Annotated in this window: 17 protein-coding genes; 7 read left to right on the top strand and 10 right to left on the bottom strand. The window is 34.4% G+C overall.

The genetic code is table 11. The annotated features are described in order from the left end of the window. Window positions 1-291: 291 nt before the first annotated feature. Complete coding sequence (locus tag SFA27_RS08075; protein WP_264517529.1) at window positions 292-1,092, top strand: hypothetical protein; 801 nt, start codon at window positions 292-294, stop codon at window positions 1,090-1,092. Window positions 1,093-1,620: 528 nt separating this feature from the next. On the opposite strand, the gene SFA27_RS08070 is transcribed toward SFA27_RS08075, so the two are convergent. Both SFA27_RS08070 and SFA27_RS08065 read right to left on the bottom strand, forming a co-directional pair. Then, entirely contained in the window at window positions 1,621-2,583 is a 963-nt protein-coding gene (locus tag SFA27_RS08070) for a beta-1,6-N-acetylglucosaminyltransferase (RefSeq protein WP_407297538.1), read from the bottom strand. 642 nt (window positions 2,584-3,225) lie between these two features. Continuing rightward, window positions 3,226-4,470 carry a tyrosine-type recombinase/integrase gene (locus SFA27_RS08065; protein WP_273635623.1) on the bottom strand — a complete coding sequence of 415 codons (1,245 nt, stop codon included), beginning with the start codon at window positions 4,468-4,470 and terminating at the stop codon, window positions 3,226-3,228. Window positions 4,471-4,771: 301 nt separating this feature from the next. Between SFA27_RS08065 and SFA27_RS08060 the strand changes: the two genes are divergently transcribed. The 5 genes from SFA27_RS08060 to SFA27_RS08040 all read left to right on the top strand — a co-directional run bounded on the left by SFA27_RS08060 (window position 4,772) and on the right by SFA27_RS08040 (window position 8,762). Continuing rightward, window positions 4,772-5,161, top strand: a complete 390-nt coding sequence (locus tag SFA27_RS08060; RefSeq protein ID WP_407297536.1) for a hypothetical protein — start codon at window positions 4,772-4,774, stop codon at window positions 5,159-5,161. Between the two features lie 272 nt (window positions 5,162-5,433). Next, window positions 5,434-5,775 (top strand): hypothetical protein, encoded by a 342-nt coding sequence (locus tag SFA27_RS08055; protein WP_407297534.1) that lies wholly within the window; start codon window positions 5,434-5,436, stop codon window positions 5,773-5,775. 43 nt (window positions 5,776-5,818) lie between these two features. Next, the gene (locus SFA27_RS08050; RefSeq protein WP_407297532.1) at window positions 5,819-6,151 is read left to right on the top strand and encodes a helix-turn-helix domain-containing protein; all 333 of its coding nucleotides are present in this window, start codon (window positions 5,819-5,821) and stop codon (window positions 6,149-6,151) included. A gap of 284 nt (window positions 6,152-6,435) precedes the next feature. Further along, window positions 6,436-7,560: a helix-turn-helix domain-containing protein gene (locus tag SFA27_RS08045; RefSeq protein WP_407297530.1), complete on the top strand. Its 1,125-nt coding sequence runs from the start codon at window positions 6,436-6,438 to the stop codon at window positions 7,558-7,560. Window positions 7,561-7,715: 155 nt separating this feature from the next. Further along, on the top strand, window positions 7,716-8,762 hold the full coding sequence (locus SFA27_RS08040; protein ID WP_407297528.1) for a serine hydrolase domain-containing protein: 1,047 nt from the start codon (window positions 7,716-7,718) through the stop codon (window positions 8,760-8,762). Window positions 8,763-8,865: 103 nt separating this feature from the next. On the opposite strand, the gene SFA27_RS08035 is transcribed toward SFA27_RS08040, so the two are convergent. The 3 genes from SFA27_RS08035 to SFA27_RS08025 are packed head-to-tail and all read right to left on the bottom strand — an operon-like array spanning window position 8,866 to window position 13,734. After that, on the bottom strand, window positions 8,866-11,460 hold the full coding sequence (locus SFA27_RS08035; protein WP_407297526.1) for a pyocin knob domain-containing protein: 2,595 nt from the start codon (window positions 11,458-11,460) through the stop codon (window positions 8,866-8,868). A gap of 1 nt (window position 11,461) precedes the next feature. Next, complete coding sequence (locus tag SFA27_RS08030) at window positions 11,462-12,880, bottom strand: hypothetical protein (RefSeq protein WP_407297524.1); 1,419 nt, start codon at window positions 12,878-12,880, stop codon at window positions 11,462-11,464. Between the two features lie 2 nt (window positions 12,881-12,882). Continuing rightward, entirely contained in the window at window positions 12,883-13,734 is an 852-nt protein-coding gene (locus SFA27_RS08025) for a hypothetical protein (RefSeq protein WP_407297522.1), read from the bottom strand. Between the two features lie 502 nt (window positions 13,735-14,236). Between SFA27_RS08025 and SFA27_RS08020 the strand changes: the two genes are divergently transcribed. Continuing rightward, window positions 14,237-14,683 carry a hypothetical protein gene (locus SFA27_RS08020; protein WP_407297520.1) on the top strand — a complete coding sequence of 149 codons (447 nt, stop codon included), beginning with the start codon at window positions 14,237-14,239 and terminating at the stop codon, window positions 14,681-14,683. Between the two features lie 169 nt (window positions 14,684-14,852). Here SFA27_RS08020 and SFA27_RS08015 read toward each other — a convergent pair whose 3' ends face one another. The 5 genes from SFA27_RS08015 to SFA27_RS07995 form a co-directional block, all read right to left on the bottom strand. Continuing rightward, the gene (locus tag SFA27_RS08015; RefSeq protein ID WP_407297518.1) at window positions 14,853-19,679 is read right to left on the bottom strand and encodes a hypothetical protein; all 4,827 of its coding nucleotides are present in this window, start codon (window positions 19,677-19,679) and stop codon (window positions 14,853-14,855) included. Further along, window positions 19,679-20,698: a hypothetical protein gene (locus SFA27_RS08010; protein WP_407297516.1), complete on the bottom strand. Its 1,020-nt coding sequence runs from the start codon at window positions 20,696-20,698 to the stop codon at window positions 19,679-19,681. Before SFA27_RS08010 ends, SFA27_RS08015 begins: the two co-directional genes overlap by 1 nt. Window positions 20,699-20,712: 14 nt before the next feature. Further along, window positions 20,713-21,552 carry a hypothetical protein gene (locus tag SFA27_RS08005; RefSeq protein ID WP_407297514.1) on the bottom strand — a complete coding sequence of 280 codons (840 nt, stop codon included), beginning with the start codon at window positions 21,550-21,552 and terminating at the stop codon, window positions 20,713-20,715. A gap of 323 nt (window positions 21,553-21,875) precedes the next feature. Continuing rightward, entirely contained in the window at window positions 21,876-22,316 is a 441-nt protein-coding gene (locus SFA27_RS08000; RefSeq protein WP_264517519.1) for a lysozyme, read from the bottom strand. Further along, on the bottom strand, window positions 22,313-22,840 hold the full coding sequence (locus SFA27_RS07995) for a hypothetical protein (protein WP_407297512.1): 528 nt from the start codon (window positions 22,838-22,840) through the stop codon (window positions 22,313-22,315). The genes SFA27_RS08000 and SFA27_RS07995 overlap by 4 nt, the downstream gene beginning before the upstream one ends. Window positions 22,841-22,942 lie beyond the last annotated feature (102 nt).

The following is a 22,942-nucleotide window of genomic DNA, read 5'->3' as shown; positions in this document are numbered from 1 at the left end:
AAAAAATCCACAACAAAAAACAATCAGTTGATCTAGCTACATTCTGTGATTAATTCACTTTTAACTAATAAAACCACTGTCATCTTGCTATTCGAAGTCTCCTGACTTTGAATATAATGATCTGATTTTACCCCCTTAAACTTACAAAGTAGAAAGAATAGTAAGTCTTGACTTCGGCTTTCAGTTAAGTTGTAATTTGTACTTGTATGGAATATTGTTTCAATCTAAAAAATTCCCTTAATCATTTATTTATAAATTTGAGATAATAACCAATTATCAAATATTCAGAATATGAATTTAAAAGCAACTTTCAGACAGAAAATGGAATATGATATATTTTATTACGAAACACTCAAAATATTTAAACAACATTTTTTGAAAGATTATGATTATCATACGAAAGGAGAAATAACTTTTATCGAATATCTAGAAATTCTTAAAAAAAATTATTGGGGAATAGTTGACGATTTATCAGAAATAATAGATTTACATTCAGATAATTTTCGAACTGACAGCTATGATATAACCGATGATAAAAAAGAATTACGAAGAAATCTATTATTTGAATTAAGTAAATATTTTGAGTTTTACGAGATACTTCAAAAAGTAACAAATAAAAAATACGAACATTACTTTTTAAACCACAAAGACATGAAAAATGCTGACATTTACTTTATAGAAGAAAACTCCAAATTATTTTTGGAAGGTGCAATGGATGAAATGATAGGCATTAAAGCTGAAATAGAAAATAAGATTAAAGAATTTGAATTGATATCCATTTTTATAAATGCTAATAAATCATCAAAAATATTAAATCCAAATAAAATATTAGTTAAAGGAAGCTTACAATCTATTGGCTATTTATTTTCAGAATTAATCGAAAAAGGGTTTATTGAAGCTCCAAAAAGAAATGGTAAGGATAATACCAGCGCTATATCTCGTATGATTTTAGACCATTTTGAATTTATAGATAAAGAAGAGCAACCAAAGCCTGAAGATATACGCAAAACTCTTTTTACAGAAAATAAACTTTCAATCGAAAAACAAAATCAGTTTAAAATTCCTCAAAGTAAAATTATCAATACAGATTAAAACGTAACAATTTAGTTTGCAATGAATTATTATCGTTTCTGGATAAACTGGATAATAATTTGGATAACACTCATATTCAACAATAATTAATCTTTGCAGTATCAATTAACAAATATTGCAAATGAGTACAATTAAAACTATTGAAAAAAGTCAGAGAAAATTTAATGAAGAGATCTTAACAAATTCCTATCAAGAATCTCAAAGCAACAATATTTTCAAAGATAATTCTGAAATACAAGTCATTGCAGCTTTTTACTTAATTTTCAAAATGTTTCGAAGAATCAAAATGAATTTTGATATTAATTTGAGAATTTATGGGAAAAACAAAAAGTAAACAAATTTACTTATTTACCAGCCCCCAGCTCTCCGAAGTCTCATGACTTTGGAGCAAGTTTTAAGCAAATAATCTTATGTACCAGCTCAAAGTCTGAAGACTTTGCGCAACCAGAGACTTACCTGTTTTACCAGCAATAAAAAAACCTCTATCAAGTTTGATAAAGGTTTTTTATTAGAATTTCAATACTCTTTTTAGTTGAGATGATTAAAATTTCTGTCCATATTTTTCACATGGGTTATTTTTACTGATGTTTTAAAAGGCTCATCATATTTCATCTTAATATAATCAATTATTTTATTGTCAACATTATCATCAAACTTTCTGGCAAAAAGATGATTTCCTGTTTGGAGAAAGCTTATATCTGTTTTGGTGAATGTTTTAGGACGTAATTTGATGTCTCCATCAGGAATCCAGATAATTGCTCTTTTGTCATCATTCACTAAAGTCCCTGTAAATGAAGTATTCATTAAAACGGTTTGAAAGAAAGATTCATCAGCAATTAAGGTATTTAAATAATAGTCTTCAAATTTTTTAACCTCAACATTGCTATTGATAAATTCACAGCAATCTCTCGTCAAAATCATCCATTGCCCTCCGATATAAGGTATGACATCTTTCATGAAGCCTCTCTTATGGGTTTTGTCAGAAATACGATCTTCCAATTCTTCAAAATAATTCTCAATTCTATTCATCGTTTCAGGTCTTATTTTTTCCTGATTATCAATTTTAATATAACTGTTCCCATTATTTTTCGATAAAAACTCTTTGATGATTTTTTGTGATTTCAACGGATAATCCTGCCCGCTTAGGTTTATAAAATAATCCCATTTTGCATCCATGCTCAACAGGTATTTTATACCATCCAACTCAGCCTGAACCATACTGTATCCTCCCCAAATAACATTTTCACTGTTTAGGATGTGTACGTTCGGATATTGTTTTAAAAAATCCTTTACATCTTTACCAATTTCCTGATTGGCTTTTTTGTCAATATGAATAAGGTAGAAATTAGTAGAATCGTAGATCGCTTTAAAAAGCTTCTTAAATTGATTCGGTAAGCGATGTACTAAAATTAAGTATGCTATACTAATTGATTTCATTGGAGTTTCACCAATTCTATGTCCGTCGCTTTCGCTTACATAAACACTTTTCATTTTATTTAATTTAAAAATTACTAATGTTTACAACTTATTTCATAAAGTATTAATAGACATTTTTATAAATATACGAAATTTAAACTGTTTTTATTAAAAATAATAAAATAAAAAGATTTTCAACCCACTGAAGCTTTGAATTATGAAAGAACGGATTAATAAAATTTGAAGGACTGTTGATGATGAAATACAATATTTGAAAAATGATGATTGACAACCATTTTTCCCGCTCTCCGAAGTCTCCTGACTTTGGAGCACTTTAAAAGAAATGATGTTATTTTACTAGCTCAAAGTCGGGAGACTTTGCGCAGCAGAAAATTTCCTGGTATATTGATAAATGCTATTAATCCGCAGTTATGGGGCATGACATATAAAGCCACTAATCCTATTGTATTGTAGCTAAAAAAAATATTAGATTATTTTTTATTGATTATTATTGAATTAGATTATTACCAGATGCATCTGCCAATGGTGATGCAATATTTACTGACTATATTAAAACTGCTTTAAAAATCACTATTTTTTTTTAAACACTTAATATAAAATACAGCAAACTTTAGGCATCCAAATTCTACAATGTTTTTTAAGAAACTTAAAGAACAGTAATAAGAAATACTCTAAAAAGATAGAAGGTATTAGATATCAACCTACACATTCCAACATTTCTTCGTACACTTTATCAAAATAATTACTTAAACATATTACCCGCTCATTATTAATTGAATTAATATACTTCATGAACATCTGCTCAGTACCATGACCAGTAGCCTCCATTAAAAGCGGAGTAGGAATTTTACCAAAGAAGTTTGTAGCAAAACTCCGTCTTCCTACATGGCTAGTTAAAACCTGCCACTTTTCAATTACCACATTTCTAACCCTATGCCCTACCCGCTTACGAGCTTTAATAAACTGATTCAGGCCCGCAAGTCTCGCCACTTCTTTTATCTTTCTGTTATATGTCTGGTAGTCTATGGATCCCGGGAAGCATCCTGCATTTCTCCTTATAACATTAAGTACAGTAGGATGTAAGGGAAGAAGAATTTCTTTATTGGTTTTACGTTGTATAAAATTAATACATGTTTTACCATTAATCTGCTTTAATTTATCCAAACTAAAATCCATAAAATCAGAAATTCTCTGTCCTGTATAACAACTAATCAACAGCCAATCTTTTGCCTCACTTAATTCACTTGGAAAATCTGTAGATTTAATCCTTCTGATTTCTTCCTCTGTAAGCGTGATTATCTGTCGATGCTGTTTTTCCCTTCGTATTTCTAATTGTCGTACGGATGTTCTAATTCCTTTACGCTCAACAAAATTCAAAATAGTTTTAATAAAATGAATACTCCTATAAATTGTATTCTCACTATATTGTTCGTCTTTGCCAAACAAGATAAAATCTTTAACAAAATCTGAATTTATATCTTCTATGAAGAGCCTTTTCATCATAAAACCTTCGAACCTTTTTATGAGTCTATAGAAAACATTATACCTTTTAAATGTTGATTCACATATCATTTCTTGTCGGGATTCGATATAATTTTTTAAAAAATACAGCAATGAATTCTCAGGATAAAGTTCCTGATTTTCCGCATTGATTTTTTGAATCTGTTTAGACAAAATCCTTTGATTCAGGGACTTTTTTTTGATATATCTTTCATTAATATATTGTCTGATTCTTATTTTAAGATGGTCTAATTTCGAATTAAGTTTCTTATTTTTTTTTAGATATATGTTTTTTGGACGTTGTTTTCCAAAATCCCATTCTTCATCTGAAATACTAAATGGGGTACGAAATTGAGAGTCTATCTCATACCTCTCATCGGTAATGCTAATATGAATATTTTTAAGAAGGCTGTTGTGGGGTAAAAAAAAATTTATTGTCATTGCTGGAAATTTAAAATATTAATATTCAGCGAATTTAACATAAAAAACTAGTCCTGACTAGACTACTATTATTGTACAAAAGTAAACATTTTTAACTAAATACGATATCATATTAAGGTATTGTAACACAAACTAATGAAGGTTTAAATGACTGACAGAATATAAATCCAAATTCATTCAAAAATCATTTTCTAAACTCCTTTATTTTAAAATTAATAAAAAAAAATATTGTCGTACAGATCAATAGGTTACAAAAGTAGTCTAGTCAGGACTATTTACCTAAAATCCTTTAATAAAAACTATGAAAATAAATGACATTTTACACTATATGATATTTTTATCACTACCATATTACATTTCTATTTATAATCAGGAAAAATTATTGGCAAAACAGGATATAAATCATTATTCCTTACACCATATAGAGATTAAAGAATTTTCAATAATCCCATCCTACCCGAACTCAAAAAGCAATGTAAAATATTCTGCTACAAAAAATACAGATAGTAATCATAAGAATACTTCTCATTCTACAAGTGAAAGGGATAAGCTAGAATCAAAATCACTACCCAAGCCTAGCCAAGAAGAAGAACGGGAAGTTTATGCGGCAGAAATAGACCAATTCACTCCATTTTTATTGGTTATAGCTTTTGCTTTAATCATATATTTTTCTAAGAAAAAAAAATCATAATGGTCGTAAGAATTAAATGCATAATAAAAACTATGACTAAAATAAAATTCTTCATCTAAAGCTGAAAAAAGAAAACGGCAAATGGATCAGTGTTAAGATAAAATTATATTATCCAGGTACTATTCAGACTGAAAAGCTGTTGGATCAATTATATGAAATAAATAACAAAATATAGTTAAGATAAAATGGATTTCAAAAATATAAGTATTGGCGCTCTAATTCTCAAATCTGTTAATGAGTCATCTATAGATATTCATAGAATATGCAATTTCATGAAACAATCAGAACAAGATATTAAAAAGATGTACTTGATGAAAAGTATGGATACAGAAGTTCTTTTAAGATGGTGTAAATTGCTTGAGTACGATTTCTTTAGAATTTATACCCAGCATTTGATATTATATGCGCCTCCGGCTTCAGCTCAAAACAATAAATCTCAGGGAAAAAGAAATTCTGCCATTCCACAGTTCCGTAAAAACATTTATACAAAGGAAATCATTGATTTTATATTGGAAATGGTATATACAGGCGAAAAAACCAAACTCCAAATAATACATGAATATGGTATTCCAAAATCAACCCTTAATAAATGGATCATTAAATTCAGTAGTTGATTCATAAATATTTTACACTATAAAATTATCTTAATTGCTCATTATGAAAAAAGCTGTATCGGTAAATTATCAAAAAATATACAAAGATCTTATAATGAAAAAATTTCCAGAAAAAATGCAAGAATATGATTCTTTCTTGTTAAAAGATGAGTTTACAGTATTAGACGTCATCAAAATTAATAACCTGATATTTGGAGATCAAAGCGGATCTGTACAAAATTTGAATCAGAAACTACGATCCTACAATAAACATACTATTTTAAAAATACTGGATTATCAAAAGAGGCATAAATTAAATAATTCTCAATTAGCTCTTCATTTTAATATGAGTAGAAATACCATTGCAAAGTGGAAAAAACAATTTGTCATAAAGTAGATTTTTTAATAATGTAAAACATTATTGATCATATTCATCATTGTTCTAACCTATATGGAGGTAAGAGTATTATAATCTTGATGATATGTTTCAAGTATTTTACATTAACAGTACCGTAGATTACCTTACTCTCCGAAGTCTCCTGACATTGAAGCAGGTTTAAAGGAAATGATTATTTACCAGCTCAAAGTCGGGAGATTGCACACCATACCATAATATTTGAAAAATGATGATTCACAATCATTTCTCTTTATGACTTAAATCCTATTTTTGTAAAAAAACTAATGGACAAATTAAGTTTTCTGGAAGTTATTGCTGCAATTGCTGTTTTTGCATCGCTGCTGCTTTCCGTGTTTTTGTTAACGGTAAAAACAGAAAGAAAACTGGAAAACAGATTATTTGCAGCGTTCCTTATCATTAATGCCATTGATATCAGCGGAATTTTCATGCACCTTTTTGTGGAGAGTTATAATCTGAAAGCGTTCAAAATATCTGCTTACTTATTGGTAATGCCTCTTTTCTATCTGTATGTGAATGCCGTTTGTTATTCTGATTTCACCTTAAAAAGAAAGCATTTACTGCATCTTATTCCTTTCATTGTGGCCAACTTAATTTTAGTTCCAAGACTTTATCTGGCAGAAGGTGCTGCTAAAGAGGACTTCTTTACAACGATGTGGCAATCCCCTGAAATGTTTGTGTATCAACTCATCGGGGAACTGCAGTTTTTCTTTTATATCGTTGCCGTATTCATTGTGCTTAAAAAATATAAGAAGATTTATCTTGAAAACTACACGAATCCCAACACTTTATTATACCAATGGCTGTTTCAGCTTACCCTGATTTTCCTATTTATCCATGTATGTATTATTTTTAAAAATATCATACGATATACAGCATACAACGATCTGTTTATTTGGTTGCATATTTTAGCAGGAACTTCCTTTTTATTGGCTGCCTGTTGGTTTATCTTAAAGGCATTACATTATCCTGAGCTTTTTCGCAGGGTTGATTCTACTCTACAATTGACAGAAGATTTTACGAAAACTCAGGAAACTGAAAATAAAACCGACAAAACAAAAAATTCTCAGATCGAGCAGCTTAGAAAATTCATGGTTGAAAAAGAACCTTTCCTGGAGCCTTCATTAACGATTCAGGAATTGGCAGATCAGGTGAATATTCCTGTTCGGGAGCTGTCTGTATTAATTAACCATCACCTCAATCAACACTTTTTTGACTTTGTGAATGAATACCGCGTTAAAAAAGCAATGACTATGCTGAAAGATCCCACAAAAAAAGAATATACGGTGCTGGAAATCTTGTATGAAGTAGGCTTCAATTCAAAATCTTCTTTTCACACCTCTTTTAAAAAATATACGAACCAAACGCCAACCGCATTCAGAAACAGTTGATAATTAGTCAATTGTAAAAAATAAAACTTTGAATTGTAAATAATCGGACTCATTTTATTCATGAAAATGAGTCCGACTTTTTTATACGGACTTTTTTCAAGATTCTCTACAGCATATTTGCATCAGATTATGAATGTCAAATTAAAATTCTGACCATGAAATATGTAACCCTTATTTTATTTTTTGCCTTACTTGGCTGTAAAAGTGTTCACACAACCCATCAACAAAATGTTGAAAATGCGATTACAAAAAATGCTCTTCAGTTATTAGAGGACAAAAGATTTCATTCTGTTTCTATTGCTGTGCTTAAAGATGGAAAATCAACGACAAAACATTTTGGAGAATTAACGATTGGAAAAGGAAACAAACCCAACGATTCTACCCTTTATGAATTAGCTTCTGTAACCAAAACTTTTACAGGTTATATAGCCGCTAAAGCTGTGCTTGATAAAAAAGTAAATCTAGAGGATGATATCAGAATCTATTTTGACGAACCTTATCCTAATTTAGCATTTAAAGGTGAACCTATAAGAATCAAACACCTCATCACCCATACCAGTGGATTTCCCAATTTCCCTATAAAAAGTGAAAACAAAAAGGCTTTTCTTGAAGGATTAAGACTCATCAACATTGAAACGAAGCCTGGAGAAATCTATTCCTATTCAAATACGGCTCCGGAGCTGACCGCCTATATCCTTGAAAAAGTATATCAGAAACCGTTTGAGGAATTGGTCACTGAATTTATTTTGAAACCCAATACAATGAACCAAACTAAGTTTACACTCACTGAAAATGACAGAACAAGACTGGTAAAAGGCTATAACGATAAAAACGAGCTAATGCCCAACTTCAACAGAACTTTATGGGGTGGAATTTCAGGACTGCACTCTACGACTACAGATTTGGTGAAATATATGAAACTGCAACTTGACCCATCAAATCCTATTGTCAAAGAATCTCATACAAAATTATATAAAGAAGGTTCTGATTTTTGGGAAGGTTATCATTGGTACATTATAGAAAATGACCATCAATTAATATATAGACACCACGGAGGGATATACGGAATGCAGAATTGGTTTGTAATTTATCCTAAACAAAATATAGGAATATCCATATTAACAAACACCAGCTTTAATGAAACTGGAGAAATTTTAGAAAAAGTAGTGGATAACTTGTACAATGACATACATGTAAACTAAAAATAAACAGCACATAACAGCAGGATCACAAAAAAATATCGCCACTTTAAACAAGTAGCGATATTTTTTCAATTTCTATCCTGAAATATATATTCTGTTTTTCTTACCAGATAAACTTACAGTTCTGTTCCTGTTCTGCAATCACTCTTTTTGATTTTGTTACATATAATCTAAGGAAACAGCCCGGGCTGATATTATAAATTCTTTTGCCATATACATCAACTCCCATCGTACCTCCGCCATAGTCAAAGTTATAAATAACGATCTGCTGTTTTGGATAGATTTCTTTGAAATTCACTACCATTTTGATCTGTTCTCCAATAACATGGATAAGCCTGTTTCTATCATCTATACTAAGATTACTGGAAGAGAACTCATATTCGTGTGGATCTAATCTAACGGCATAATCATTAGGATCAGACTGATCATTAACAATTTCATCTTTGAGAGAAGCTGTTCTCCCATTAGGAATAAACATTGTATCCGGGTTTTCATCCTCAGATTTAAAGTTTCCACTGGCTTTTATGGAACCTTTTACAGCTAACTTATCGCTATCATTGGCGTCTCTTCCCATTCCGAAGCGACTGGACTCCATATGAAAATTCAAACCTCCCAACCCGTTATACTCAGAACCATAAGAATAATATTCGTTTCGTTTCGCTGCTAACAATCTTTTCTGATGAACATCTACAATACCTGACTCAGCACTATTCAGATGGTTATCTGAAATCATTAAACCTGATCCGGTATTTACTGTGAAGTCCGAATTCAGCTGTAATCCGTACTGAGCCATATAATTCCATTGCTGAATATTTGTTTCAGTAAAATCTGCCTCTGTCCAGAATTTATACCAGGAAGTAGTCCAATTTCCATCAATTCCTTTTCTAATTTTCAACATCGGAACGCCGGAACCATTAATGCCAGTCTGATTGGCAAATGCTAACTGGTAGGACGAATCACCTGTAGAAGCAGTAGTACCATCCCAGGGAGCATAGGTCATAATCCCTGCATAATTTCCAGAGGCTCCCAGTCCTGCGCTGTTAGATTTAGCAAAATCAAATCTTACTCTTTTAGGTGTAGAATTGGGTGCAATATCATCTGCATTTCTTGATCCATCCTTTGATGTTACAAAAAAGTTGGTAAGACTAACAGAATTATTACCGCTGATAGTTAATTGCTGCCCTCCTTCATTTTCAGGAGTAGCACTTAATGCAATTTGGTTCATGTTTACAGCGTGTGTTCCTAACGTTCCATTAGGAATAACAGGACTATGGGTAAATGTCTTTGTATCACTTATTGTTTCAACTCCATTTTTTCTAATGAATACATCTAAAGATTCACTTTTTGTGTAGTAATTAGATAATACAGCATTCGAAAGATATCCTGCATTGGCATGATTCCCCCAATTAAATGCGGTATTCCAGTTGTTTATATTGGCCGCAGAAAAATCATTGGAATCCCAATCTTTTGTCCAGGGATACCAGGTTCCGCTAAAATAATATCTCCTATAAACATCATTGTTATTAGCATAAGTAGTATACTCCTGTACTATATGGGTTGAAGTATAATAAACTCTTAATTGTCCTGCTAATGCGGCGGGGTAATTATTGGCAGAAGTTGCGTTGGCATTTCCTGTCTGAACCCACCATCCTGTAGAAGTAATGCTATTTAAATCTACTGTAGGACCTAAAACACCCTTGTAAAGAAAACCTGTATTGTATGCTGATATCCAGTCAGCAGAAGTTCCATCATTCAGGGTTGTAATTCTACCTGTATTATTAATTTTTACAACTTCAGTTAATGCAGGAATATTTCCGTTTGTACCTGTAGCACTTCCATAATTAAATGAAAAATTTTTATGGTTATTCACGGTAAGTCCCCATGAATTTAATGATCCCCTTGGCTGAATAAAATCAGTACCATTAAATTGTAAATTGTGGCCTAACCACAACCCATAACCATGTGTTGTATTCGCCAGATTAGTATGGAAAATAGCTGATCCTGCCGCCGTTTGACTGCCAAACAACAAATTATAAGCATCTACAAACTGAGTATTATTAGCATTGATAACTACCTGGCCAGCGCTTGTTGAATCTCCCTGGGGTCTCAAATAAACAATTCCCGAAGCTCCATCCCCTGAAATTAATGTAAATGCAGACCCTGTTCTGATTCTGTTTACTCCTTGTCTTTGAACCACAAGTTCACCCGCTGTACTGTTAATATCTCCCGCAACTCCTATATTTCCGGATGTATAAGTATTTCCGGAAACATGAAGCCTATATCCGTCCAATGGTAATGATGATCCGTTTAATCCAATTCCTATTCTCTGATCCGATGTCCAAAGAAGCGCTTTAGTAGCATTGTAAGCTGTTGCACCGAAATAACCATACGACATCTTTACAGTCCCATCCGCGTCTACTGCTCCAAACCATGCAACAGTATCCACTACGCCATTAGAACCTGCTAATTGTAAAATATCTCTTGAAAAACCTGTTGCTGCCGTTACCGTAGATAAATCTTTTTTTATGGTACTGTTGGTAGCATGATTAAACGTAAGGGTACCGCTCATCAGGTCTCCTGATCTATTAACATAGGAATTATTATCCAGAGAACCATCTGCTTTTAAAAACTGGGCAGCTGTACCGCCCGTTACTTTATAGCCTTTAGAAGTGTTATAATATGCGTATTTTACATCCATGTTAAATATCTTTACGAGTTACTGTTATGGATACAGTATTAGGCAAAGCAGAATCAAATTCAACATCTATTTTATTCGGATCTGTTAATTTTATTCTGCCATCTATTTTGTAAAGCGTTACCGTATCATACATTGCAACATCAACATTTCTGGTCCCTAAGTTGTGTACCACACCTGAAGATCCGGAAATAGCAGTAGTGTATGATTTTACAGTATTATTTCCAGCGGTAACTCTACCTTTGGCATCAACGGTAACCTCATCATAAGTTCCGGCAGTTACTCCTGTTGCAGCTAATGTCAACCCTGAGGTAACGTTTGCAGAACCGTCAAAGGTTGTGGTCCACGTAGCATCACCTGAAGCAGAAATTGTTCTTGGCGTTGTCAGTTTCGCAGCTGATCCCGTTGTATTGATTGCTGCAGTGCCTGTTAATAATGTTGCAGGAACAGCAGTAACAGGTACTGCTACATTTCCTGAACCGTCAATAGTTTGTGCTGTTGCAGTAACTCCGGAAAGCGTAATCGTTCTTGGTGTAGTCCATTTTGTAGCGGAAAGTACATTTTTTGCTGCATCTGCCGTATTTTCGGCATTAGCTAATCCTACATGAGATTTGTTTAAGACTACCACACCCGTTAATCCGTTTACAGAGTCTACGGCTCCGGAAGTGATGTAAACGAACGTAGTTCCCGTCCATCGGTAGGTTTTATTGGTATCAAGGGATACGTAAATTTTACCTGTCTCACCGGTGATAAGAGTAGTATAACCCGCTTCTTTGTAAAACTTCCCGTCAGCTGTTTTATAATATCCCTCCAGAACATCATCCACGTAAGATGGCAATTGGGATGCAGGCACCAGTCCTGATGCATCCAGTGCAGCAACCCCATTCGCAGTACCTTTTTGTGATAACGGAATATAATTAGCTAAATCTGATGAAGTAGGCACAGAACCCAGATTTACCGTTATTCCATTGGTTGTCTGGCTAACTCCCGTAACCACATTCCCTGTACCTGAAGTAGTAACGGGTAAAGAAAATGTAGTTCCTGCCAATGTCAAACCATTACCTGCGGTGTAGGTAGTATCTGTAGACGCTAATGTGATTGTATTTCCGGTCTGGTTAACCGCCATATTAGCCCCTGCTGCAAGAGTAACATCACCAGAGACCAAAGTACCGGATGCCCCACCTTTCAGACGGGTAATGGTATCTGGCGTTGTAAATGATCTGTTTGCTGACAAATCATAGGCTGTACCGTTAATTGTTAAAGTACGTGTTTTGGGCACATAATCTAACGGATTTAAATTTCCATCATGCCAAAAAGAATTGATTGCCCTTGTACCGCCTCCTGCGGTTACAATATCATTGTCTGTTTTCCCTTCTATTTTATACCCTACAGAACTTCGGTAATAAGCGTATTTAATGTCCATAATTATATTTTTTTAATTGTTAACTGAATTATATTTGGTGGTAATGAGTCAAACAGCACTTCAATAGTATTGGTGTCTATTCTTCTTACCTTAATGGGTATTGTAAACATTGTGACGGTGTCGTAAGCATCAATCACAAAGCTTAAAGTATCAAGATCATGTTTTATCCTGGAGTCTCCCCTCACTCTCTCTTCATGTTTAATTTTTTCGGAACTGGCTGCATCTTCGATACTTTTAATTTTAGCATACACCAAATCATTAAACTGATTTTGATAGGTGACTGCACCCCAGTTTGAATAAATGCCGGCAAGGTTAATTTTATCATCTGAGATATTTCTGATAATATCCTCTTTAAGCAGTTCTATCTGCTGCCGGTTTTCTTTGATATAGTCTACGATTTCCTGAAGTTCATCAAGATTGGCGTCATTAGAGAGCAGTATTTCATTAATTCTGGCAATATGCTCAAGCATTTCATTATCCTTTGTCTGAATTGCATTTACAATTTCCCCGATCTGTTCTTTTGTATAGACATTTCCAATCTCCCCTCCTCCATCTATGGTAGCGGCTAATTTGATTTTTAACTTTTCTTTCCATTCATCTACGTTGGCATCTGTAAGATTGGATGCATTCAGTTTTGCCAGCGCTGAAACATGTGCATTTTCATCTGCCAGGTGATTTGTAAAAGTGGTGGTAGACAGTGTTCCCTGAAAAGCTTCCTGTAAACCCATCACCTCGTCCATTTTGATTTTTTCATCTAAATGACGGAATGATGAAAAGGTCTGCTTAAATTGATATTCTGTAGGAATATCACCTTTTTCAAACCAACTGAAAATTATATGTAATGGTGTACTCATTTTTGATTATTGAAAATTAGTTTTGATAGAATTGACAACTGCGGAACCTAAATTATTTTATAGGCCGATTGCTCTGAATGAAATTCTATTTTTTTTGAGTGATTTTAATTCACTCTTTTATCATCTTGTCAATTAACGGATTACTTATCTACAGGCATCAGGAAAACTATACTTTTTGTCAATGTTATCGGAGTTCAAATTTCATTTTTCTTATCCTCTTTTCAAAGTTTTTTGACCTTCCTATTCTGTAGCTGCAATAAACTTCATTTTTTGAAACGGAACGATACCGTTTGTAATTACCGTGTTCAAAATTCTTGTTTTTAAAGCTCCTGTGAAAGTTTTTCAGCCTCTCCATTCTGTAGTTGCAGTAAACTTACAATTCAGCAAACTCAAACGAACCGAATCATTTGTCTGACTCTGCATTTGGAGATATCATTTTTATAAAAACAGGATCTTTTAAAAGAAAATGCCAAATATTCCGTTTAATTCTTAAATTTGGCCAATGCAAAAGTATCTTTATCTCATCCTTATATCATTTTTCCTTACCAGCTGTTATACTTATCAGGTAAAAAAACAGCCGGATCCAGCGGCCAACAATAAACAGGACCCTAAAAAGACTGCTGAATCTGCAGGTAAGGCTTCTACTCAGCTACAAAATGCAGCAGCTCAACCACCTGTTCAGGTTAGTATTCAGGAGAAACTTGCCCCTAACAAAAATGTTAAGATTGACGTTGACGGAAAGAGCTATAAAATAATAGTTGACAGATGGGAAAGCGACAGTCTGGTTGCACACGCTGTTTATAATCCTAAAAAAATTCTGAAATTTCATAAGAACCAGATCAACAGTGAGAAAATTGCAGAAAAACGTTTTTCGCAACCCATAGCTGATATCATTACGGTTACTGTGTATGCCGGAATTGGTGTTTTAATATGGGCGCTTGTTCACTAATTTTTTTAATTGCCCCGATAACTATTTATTCTTAAAAGCATCAGGATTCTCCATAAACGTAGTTTAGGGTAATCCGTTCTGCTCACAAGCAGTCAAATGACGCCACTTAGGACAAAGTGACGCCATTTTATATAAGTTATATATTCTTTTGTTTCTGAATTTTTCAGTTTTAATACATCTTATTTTCTGCATATTTATAAACTGTCTTTTCATCCCAGACAAATAACTGGATAGAGCTATATGGTGGTATTTTGTATGAATACCCTGCACTTTCTATGTCAAATCCTTGCCAATTATCACTAGCATTTAACACCAATATTCTTTGACCTCGGAAACATTTTCCTAATATAAAATGCTCACCATATACACATCTGATGACCAGCATTCTATTATCAGAATCATAATATTGAGTTCCCGGCTGCTGTTCAATCATGCCATGAGATAATCTCATTCTGGATTTTTCATTGGTAATCTCATCATCAAGACGTGATAAACTTCCGTCCGGAATAAATAAAGTATTAGGATCTTCATTTTCGGATTTAAAGTTATTAATAGCCTTTACCGAGTCCCCAACATATACTCTACCAGCAACATCTACTGAATCCGAAACTTGTACTGAGCCCCCAACATTTACGGAGTCTGAAACATTTAGTGATCCTGCAATATTTACTTTATGTGAATCATTAGCTTTTGTACCTATACCAATATTCTGGTTTCCTCTATTGAAATTAATACCTTCCCAGCCCTTATAACTGCTTGAATATTTGTAATATTCATCTTTTAATACCGCTAAATAGAATTTATCTTTTTCATTATATATACCGGATTCTCCACCATTGTAATTATCAACAACCATTAATCCGTTACCTGTCTGATTAGTAAATTGTTGGTTGACAATAATGCCATTGTTGGACATATAATTCCAGCTGTCAATATTGCTTTGTGAGAAATTCAAATCACTCCAGACAGTTCTCCAAGGCTGCCATCCTGTATCTCCAGCCCCTGCATAACTTCCTCTGAATTTCATACCGCCGCCTGTTCTGTCGATGGTTAACTGTTGTCTGCCATCAGCTGAATTCAGATTTAAAGTAGTGGTATAATTAAACCCGGAAGACGGGGCTTCCTGTCTGTAAATTCCAGATTCAGAAACTAAATTTAAATCAGCAACATATTTTAATTCTTTAAACTTATCGTTCCAATTACTGATCATCGTAGGGGTAAGATTACCGGTATCCCAAATTGTATTTCCCTGAAATGTTGGTCTTGATCTTACATGATCAACGGCACCATAATTATCAATAGTCATCGCTATCTGAGGCCCTGCTGCAAACGAATTAGTAGTTGCAAAAGCCATAGATGTACCATTTCCGTCATTACTTCTTACATATATACCGGCTTGTGTTCCGCTATTAGATGAAAACCCGATGGAAGCTGTATACTGATTATCAGTATTTGGACCACTTTCAGTTTCTACCAAGAAAGAATACTCGGCAGATGCACTGGTGTTGCCCCAGCCTGTACCTGTATTTTTTCCTCTCCCTTTAATAATCTTAAGTCCGGTAATATCCTGTTGGCCATCGACATTAACAAACTTGCTGTTTGTCCAACTTTGTGTTGCTAAAAATACATAACCATCTGTTCTATGGTAAATGTAAGGCGCACCTGCTGATAAACCATTTGAGAATCCTAGTGTTTGAGCATTTTCGGCGGAATTAACTTTAGCATCAGGATTAAAATTATTATTAGTCCAAAGCGTTTCTCCATCTGATAGCAAAGGAATATTCCCTTTTTTCGTCATGGTTGTTGAATTAACAGCCTGCCAATACTCTAAGTGATTGCTGAATAAAGGAAAATCTATTCTATGATACCATGTATTAGTTCCTGCAATGTGTAAAGAGTTACCATAAGTAGATGGGAATCCGGTACCTGTAGCCCAATCTGTAACGCTTAAAGGATAATCAGTTTTCACTGCAGTTGCATCCTGATGATTCCCTCTTTTCGTCAGGTATTCTCCGGGATTTAAATTGTTGGTAGTCCACGGAATACCTCCCTGAATTTTAACAACACCACTATCTGAACTCAATAATAAATCACCGCCATTTGCAGCACGAACTACAAAACTATCTCCTGTTCCGCCCCATAAGGCAGAATTTCCATCAGCTCCGATATAAGCTATATCTTTAGCTCCGTCATATTTTTGCCAGGTCAGATAATTCCCTGTTTGTGCCGTACTTTTCCACCTACCTAACATAGCTGGTGTCTCTATATTAAAAGCACCTGTCATAGTACCGCCATCTTTTCTGAGATAGTTTCCTAAGTCTGAAGATGATACAAAATCTGAGGCTAATCTCTGGCCTCCGCCTGCTGTTAAGATATAGTTATCATTATACCCAACTTTGTTGAAACCTTTTGATGAAACCTGACCAGCATCAGTGAATTCTATACCATTATTTAAATCCCAATCTTCTGCATTATTTGTAACAGAAGGTGCCAATATTAAATTGTTATTGGTAGGTTTCTGAATGGACCAGGATTTATATGAACTATTTTTTAGTTTGAAAGGTATTCTGTTATAATAAGTTTTTGCGGCCGATACAATTTCATCCGTATTTCTTGTCTGGTAATCACTCGGTTTGAAATTTACATTATCCCAGGCTCTTCTCCATAGTGTCCAATTTCCATTATGCCCGCTTCTATAGACTAATTCTCCCGCGTCTGCATTACCATCATTATATTTTATCTGCAACTGTGCTGTAGTATCCTGAGCACCCATGTGCAGCATAGGACTATATAAATGCTGAACCCCTCCTGCATTATTGTTGGCTCTGTAAATTCCAGAATTGGCATAACCTCCAAGACTGTTGAAGTCATCATTATATTGTACTGCTTTAGGGATATAGCTGCTATCTGCAAAATTAGTTAGCCAACTTCTTGTAGCCACTACATCAGAAGGCAAAACAATGATATTGGCAGGATATAAGTCAAAGTTAGATTCTATCGCATGAGACCATCCCAGATTCCAATCCAGATTATAGTTTCCATATTTAACTTCTACTTTAGCTACTTCAAATGAAAAGTACCCATTCCAAAATGTACTTGGCTCTCCTAATAAAATACTGAGATATCCATCAGTTCCAATTCCGATTCTGGCGGTAGTTGTAGGAAAATTATCTGTTACTTCCCATATAGCTTTTGAACCATTAGAGACCATAGTCCCTGATACATATTTATAGAAAGCAACATTCACTTTACCTAAGTATTGACTTTCATATCCATAAATATTGATATCAATACTGAACATAGCCTGATCTGGTGAAGCTTGCGGCATTTTAATAGCTAAAATACCTGTATGTCCTCCAACATCATAATAGCCCTGATAAACTTTATTAAATATTCTTACATTATTTTGGTGTTTATTTATAGATCCCCCACCATCAAATTCTAAATCCTTTGCCCCAAGATTAACATCTTGTGTTGCACCATTATAGGGAACATAATTATTTAAAGTTGATGACTTAACAAAAGTTGACGGATCTAAATTATGAGAATCCCAAACTACACCATTTACTCCATTCTTATAGTGTATTATATCATTGTTATTAGATTCTATAATAGCATTAATAGTAGGGTTTCCTATATATAATGTAGATGGATTACCATAATTTAAAACCTGGTTATTTCCTGTAGTAAATGAAGTGGAATAAATACCTTGCTTAGAGTAAATCTGACCTGACCGTCCCAGAAAATGAGTAGGATGGTCTGCATCTCCAAAATGGAAACCTATACCTTCATTCAGGCTATTGGCACTTCCCTGATAATAGGAAAGTCCATAACTATCAGCATTAGCAAATGACCAGATTCTGTTTCTTTCATCTACTTTGTAGAATCTGTTTTGAAAACCTTCATCTGTCTGAACAAAGCCTCTTGAATGTATTCCATTTGCAGGAATAAACTGTGAGTCAGTATAAGCAGAAGAAGCCAATAAACCACCAGATAAGATAACCTGAGAACTATTACCGTTTAAACCCGCTATAGGTCTGTCTGAATCTAATACCCAATAGCCGCCTGTATCTTTCTTCTCCCAAAATGTATTACCAGAAACTAACTCTTCTTTGGTAAGTAAATGTTTAAGATTGATCTGAACCCTTTTTGTACCTCCCGGATCCGGATGATCCGATACTGAAGTAACTCTGTTTCTACCCTGGTCTAAACCTCCATAGCCAGCAGTAAATTTTACATCAAACCCCTGCCAGTAAGATAATTGAGTAAACCAAAAACAAAGTTTACCGTTTAAATTTAATGCAGTAATCGCATTCCAGTAATACAATGTGGAATAGCCACTATGAGAAATAATAGTACCATTATAGATATAGCCCTGGATCTTACAATCTAAAGGCTGATCAGTTCCGTACATATTACCTTTAATCTCTAAAAGAAACTGGTCTCCATAGTCTAAAGAATAATCTACATCAGTTTCAATCAATGTACCTTGTGGAAAGTTTCTTCCGGAATGATACCAGGAGTCTTCTTTTTTTCGGGAATCATAATCTCCTCCGCCTCCCGTAAGGAATCTTTCATCATTTGACCCGTCTTTATAATACCCGGCCGATCTCACGTAATCAAAAGCATTGCCATTGATATTCATAAAGTGATAACCGTTGGCCCTATATTGTAATGTACCGGCATAAAGACCCGGCTGATGAAAAGAAATTGCGGGGTAAATTGTATCAGATGCACCATTACCTCTCAATTCTAAAGCCACTGAATTATAAGCATTACCTGTAGCTCCTGAGAAGGCTTTTCTTACCGGTATATCCTGATACGTATTCGTTGTTACTAAATTTAAATCAGAAACTATTTCCGCATGGGTTCTGGTGCTGATTTTTTTCGTTACAGAATTCCAAACCATTACAGAACCTGCATCGTTTGGAACACTTTTCACAATTATTTCGCCTTCTACAGCGATGTGATTGTTAAAATATTCAGGAGCAATCATTAGTCTAGTCTTGCAGTTAAAGTAATTCTATATTCATTCGGGGTAAGAGGTGCTAAAACATCTATTTGTACATCATTTGCTGATGTAGTCACACAGCTTACATTTATTTTTCTGTTATCAGTATTGCGGTAACAGATATAATCAACATTCAGGGTATTCCAGCCATGGCTAATAGGAAAACTAACGGAAGAGCCGTCTCCGATCTGCCATGTCTGGGATTTAATTTTTGCATCCAGAACAGCTTTCGTAGATCTTGGAGTCATTGCTTTAACAGTATTGACTCCGGCAATAGCTTCAGCATCTGTCGCAATTTGAATCAGTCCTTTCACCGCATCGGTAGCATCTACAATATCAGGAATACCTTTTTCTATAATCTGATAATTTTTAGGTGCATTGGAAGCATCATCGGTATTGGCAATAAGATGGTCACCCACAGAAACGGGTTCATTGCCCACCCAGCCGTTTGCTGTAATCACCCACACCATTCCTGTTTTAATGGCAGCTGATGTAACAGGTGATGGAGTCGTCATTGAACCTTCAGTCGCAGAAGGAATATAACCTCCAGGCTGATAAATCAACGCTCCTGTAAGGCTTTGTCCTACTAAATTTTCAATATAAGTTTTAATCTTATTGGATGACCATGTATAGGTTCCTGACTGAGTAGCGTCATTCAGGAAAATAGAAACAATATCTGCATTGGTAAGATTTCGGCCTGCGACTTTAATAACATGCCCTGAACTATTGGTTAAGATCTGGCTTAGCAAAAGAAGCCCGCTTGTCTGATCTGTCTGAAATGGATTATTAGTGAGTGGATAATCAGGATGTACATAATTCTGAGCCAGGTTAATCCAATCGGTTCCGTTCCATTGATGCAGCTGCCCCTTATAATCAATGATCCAGCCTGCAGGAACTCCGGTTGTATCAGGAAATGAAGTATGGTAATGAAAACGGGTACGTTGCAGTTCACCAAAAAAATTATCCTGATGTGCGTTATTACTGATTACTGCGTTATTATTCATAGTTCTTTATTTTTTTATGGTTTAACTTTTAAAATGAGAATGTTAATTGGATTAGCGAGGTCTCCTAACATCTTAATCTCGATGGTTTGGTTGGTTGCGTAATCGTCAATATTTATTTTTTTACCTGTAACACTGTCCCTGGCTTGAATGATCACATTTTCCGTTTCAAGGGTATTGGGAATTACAGCACTTCCGGTAATCTGCACTACTGCACTTGTAGCTGTCTGTGAGAGCAGCAAGACCTTATCATAGATTTGCCTATTAAATTCCTGTTGGTTTTTCGGGCTGCTTAGCCAATCGTAGTCAAGTAACAGTTTTACTTTATCTTCACTTGTCTGCCCTGAAACAGCTTTTAAAGCTTCAATATCGTCACGGCTTTCTTTAATGAAATCAATTATTTCCTGAAGTTCATCCAAAGAAAGATCATTAGATAGCAGTATCCTTTTAATATTTTCTATATCAGATGCCAGGTTTTTATCTGCATCTTTCAATTCATCAACAAAGCCATCTACCTGTATCTTAGTGTATACATTGCCTGATTGCTCAGAACTGTCAACCGTAGCAACATTTTTAATTCCAAGTTTATTTTTCCAGTTGTCAACATGAGCTGGCGTCAGATTACCGGCATTCAGCTGAGCCAGATATTCCGAATGAGCCGCTGGATCTGTTAAGTGTTTTTGAAATGCTTCTGCACTGGCAAATAATTGAAAAATTTCTTCAAACCCTTCAATACCTTCCATGGGAATTAAGTCATCTTTGTGATAAAAAGATAAAAACGTGTCTTTAAACTGGGTTTCTGTTGGAAAATCTCCAGTTTCAAACCAACTGAAAATTGTATGTAATGGTGTACTCATTTGATAATTGATAATTAGTTTTAATAAAATTGATAATTGGGAAAGGCTTACAGATTATTTCTATGGCGTGATATTGTAAAGGAGCGAAGAAGGCCATATACTTGCAGATGAAGCTATATGGCAATGCATTCACTTAGAAAGAATCAATGAAGCTGATTCCACTTTTGCGATCTCAAAATATTACAATGATACTATAACATTTTTGCGTAAAATTTGAACTGTATGAGCAGTTTGAAGCAGGAAAGGAAGGTCACACCTGGCTTTGAAGATTTATATCCAATGATAATAGATGATTTAAAGTCCCCACTATCAGATGGGAATTGTTATTTGGAAAAGAACAGATCAGCTTCAGCCTTTCTTCTGCGGATGAGTCCGTTTAAAGTTTTTCCACCTGCGGTAATGTACTTCGTGGTAAACCAATTTCTGATTGCCTGCTCATCTGCTTTTTTATTAATCAAAGAAAACAGTCCATCTGATCCTCCGGTATTGTAAGTATGCGATACAAGAGCATCAAATTGATTTTGAGTAAGCATCAATTTAATTTTACTGTTAACGATTTTTTCATAAGTTGGTAAAACAGATGAAAATAGCTCTATTCCTTTCTCTTTGCTGATTGCAGGGTCTTTCATGGTTACTTTCTTTCCTCCCGGATAGTAAGTGTTACCATACCCTATTGTCGGAATTCCTGCAGAATCCAGATAGGGCTTTGAACTGAAGCCTTCAAATGATACAATCAGGTTGATTCCCTTTTGTGATGTTTTCATAGCTTAAAATATTTATAGGTGAAAAAGATGAGTATTAAAGTAATTCCAAGGATCGTAATGAAAATCCAGGCCAGGATTTCAAATCCATCTGATTGAATTTTCTTTGTTTCTTCAGAGACTTTTGAAGCTACCTCTCTGATTGTTTCTTTTGAACTCGTTTTCTGAGTTACATCCTGAATAGCATGGGTAATTTCTTCTTTTTTAACATCAGATTTTTCACGATTAACCTTTGCATAATAGCTGCTGATGGAATATTCTGCATTTCCCACGATGGAAATACGCTGAATGGTATCACCTTCCACCACATTATGGAAAACAAAGGGATTAGATGCATCAGATTTTCCCTTAATCAATAGATCTCCGGATATTTCATTTCTCTCTTCCTTCAGCAATACATTATCTGAAATACTTTGAGTTGATTGTGAGCTTTGAAAGCTTGAAGAATCAACTTTCACTTTTTCTGTTTCCTTTGTATTCTCTTTGTATGTAGTTGTAATTTTGTGTTTGCTTCGACAGCCTAACATGAGACTGCTCAATATGAGCAATAGCAGAATCTTTGTTTTCATTGGTTTTAGTTTTTAAAAATTGAACAGGCTTATCCTGAATTCTTCAGTTCCGGGAAATCC

Origin of the sequence: Chryseobacterium sp. HR92, assembly GCF_045689405.1 — a bacterium.
Lineage (GTDB): Bacteria > Bacteroidota > Bacteroidia > Flavobacteriales > Weeksellaceae > Chryseobacterium > Chryseobacterium viscerum_A.
Note: the sequence above shows the minus strand (reverse complement) of the source record. Positions and strands in the feature narration are given on the sequence as shown.

Bases quoted from the DNA above. Each gene is read 5' to 3' on its own strand.
- SFA27_RS08075 (WP_264517529.1), top strand. From the start codon at position 292: ATGAATTTAAAAGCAACTTTCAGACAGAAAATGGAATATGATATATTT.
- SFA27_RS08070 (WP_407297538.1), bottom strand. From the start codon at position 2,583: ATGAAAAGTGTTTATGTAAGCGAAAGCGACGGACATAGAATTGGTGAA.
- SFA27_RS08065 (WP_273635623.1), bottom strand. From the start codon at position 4,470: ATGACAATAAATTTTTTTTTACCCCACAACAGCCTTCTTAAAAATATT.
- SFA27_RS08060 (WP_407297536.1), top strand. From the start codon at position 4,772: ATGAAAATAAATGACATTTTACACTATATGATATTTTTATCACTACCA.
- SFA27_RS08055 (WP_407297534.1), top strand. From the start codon at position 5,434: ATGAAACAATCAGAACAAGATATTAAAAAGATGTACTTGATGAAAAGT.
- SFA27_RS08050 (WP_407297532.1), top strand. From the start codon at position 5,819: ATGAAAAAAGCTGTATCGGTAAATTATCAAAAAATATACAAAGATCTT.
- SFA27_RS08045 (WP_407297530.1), top strand. From the start codon at position 6,436: ATGGACAAATTAAGTTTTCTGGAAGTTATTGCTGCAATTGCTGTTTTT.
- SFA27_RS08040 (WP_407297528.1), top strand. From the start codon at position 7,716: ATGAAATATGTAACCCTTATTTTATTTTTTGCCTTACTTGGCTGTAAA.
- SFA27_RS08035 (WP_407297526.1), bottom strand. From the start codon at position 11,460: ATGGATGTAAAATACGCATATTATAACACTTCTAAAGGCTATAAAGTA.
- SFA27_RS08030 (WP_407297524.1), bottom strand. From the start codon at position 12,880: ATGGACATTAAATACGCTTATTACCGAAGTTCTGTAGGGTATAAAATA.
- SFA27_RS08025 (WP_407297522.1), bottom strand. From the start codon at position 13,734: ATGAGTACACCATTACATATAATTTTCAGTTGGTTTGAAAAAGGTGAT.
- SFA27_RS08020 (WP_407297520.1), top strand. From the start codon at position 14,237: ATGCAAAAGTATCTTTATCTCATCCTTATATCATTTTTCCTTACCAGC.
- SFA27_RS08015 (WP_407297518.1), bottom strand. From the start codon at position 19,679: ATGATTGCTCCTGAATATTTTAACAATCACATCGCTGTAGAAGGCGAA.
- SFA27_RS08010 (WP_407297516.1), bottom strand. From the start codon at position 20,698: ATGAATAATAACGCAGTAATCAGTAATAACGCACATCAGGATAATTTT.
- SFA27_RS08005 (WP_407297514.1), bottom strand. From the start codon at position 21,552: ATGAGTACACCATTACATACAATTTTCAGTTGGTTTGAAACTGGAGAT.
- SFA27_RS08000 (WP_264517519.1), bottom strand. From the start codon at position 22,316: ATGAAAACATCACAAAAGGGAATCAACCTGATTGTATCATTTGAAGGC.
- SFA27_RS07995 (WP_407297512.1), bottom strand. From the start codon at position 22,840: ATGTTAGGCTGTCGAAGCAAACACAAAATTACAACTACATACAAAGAG.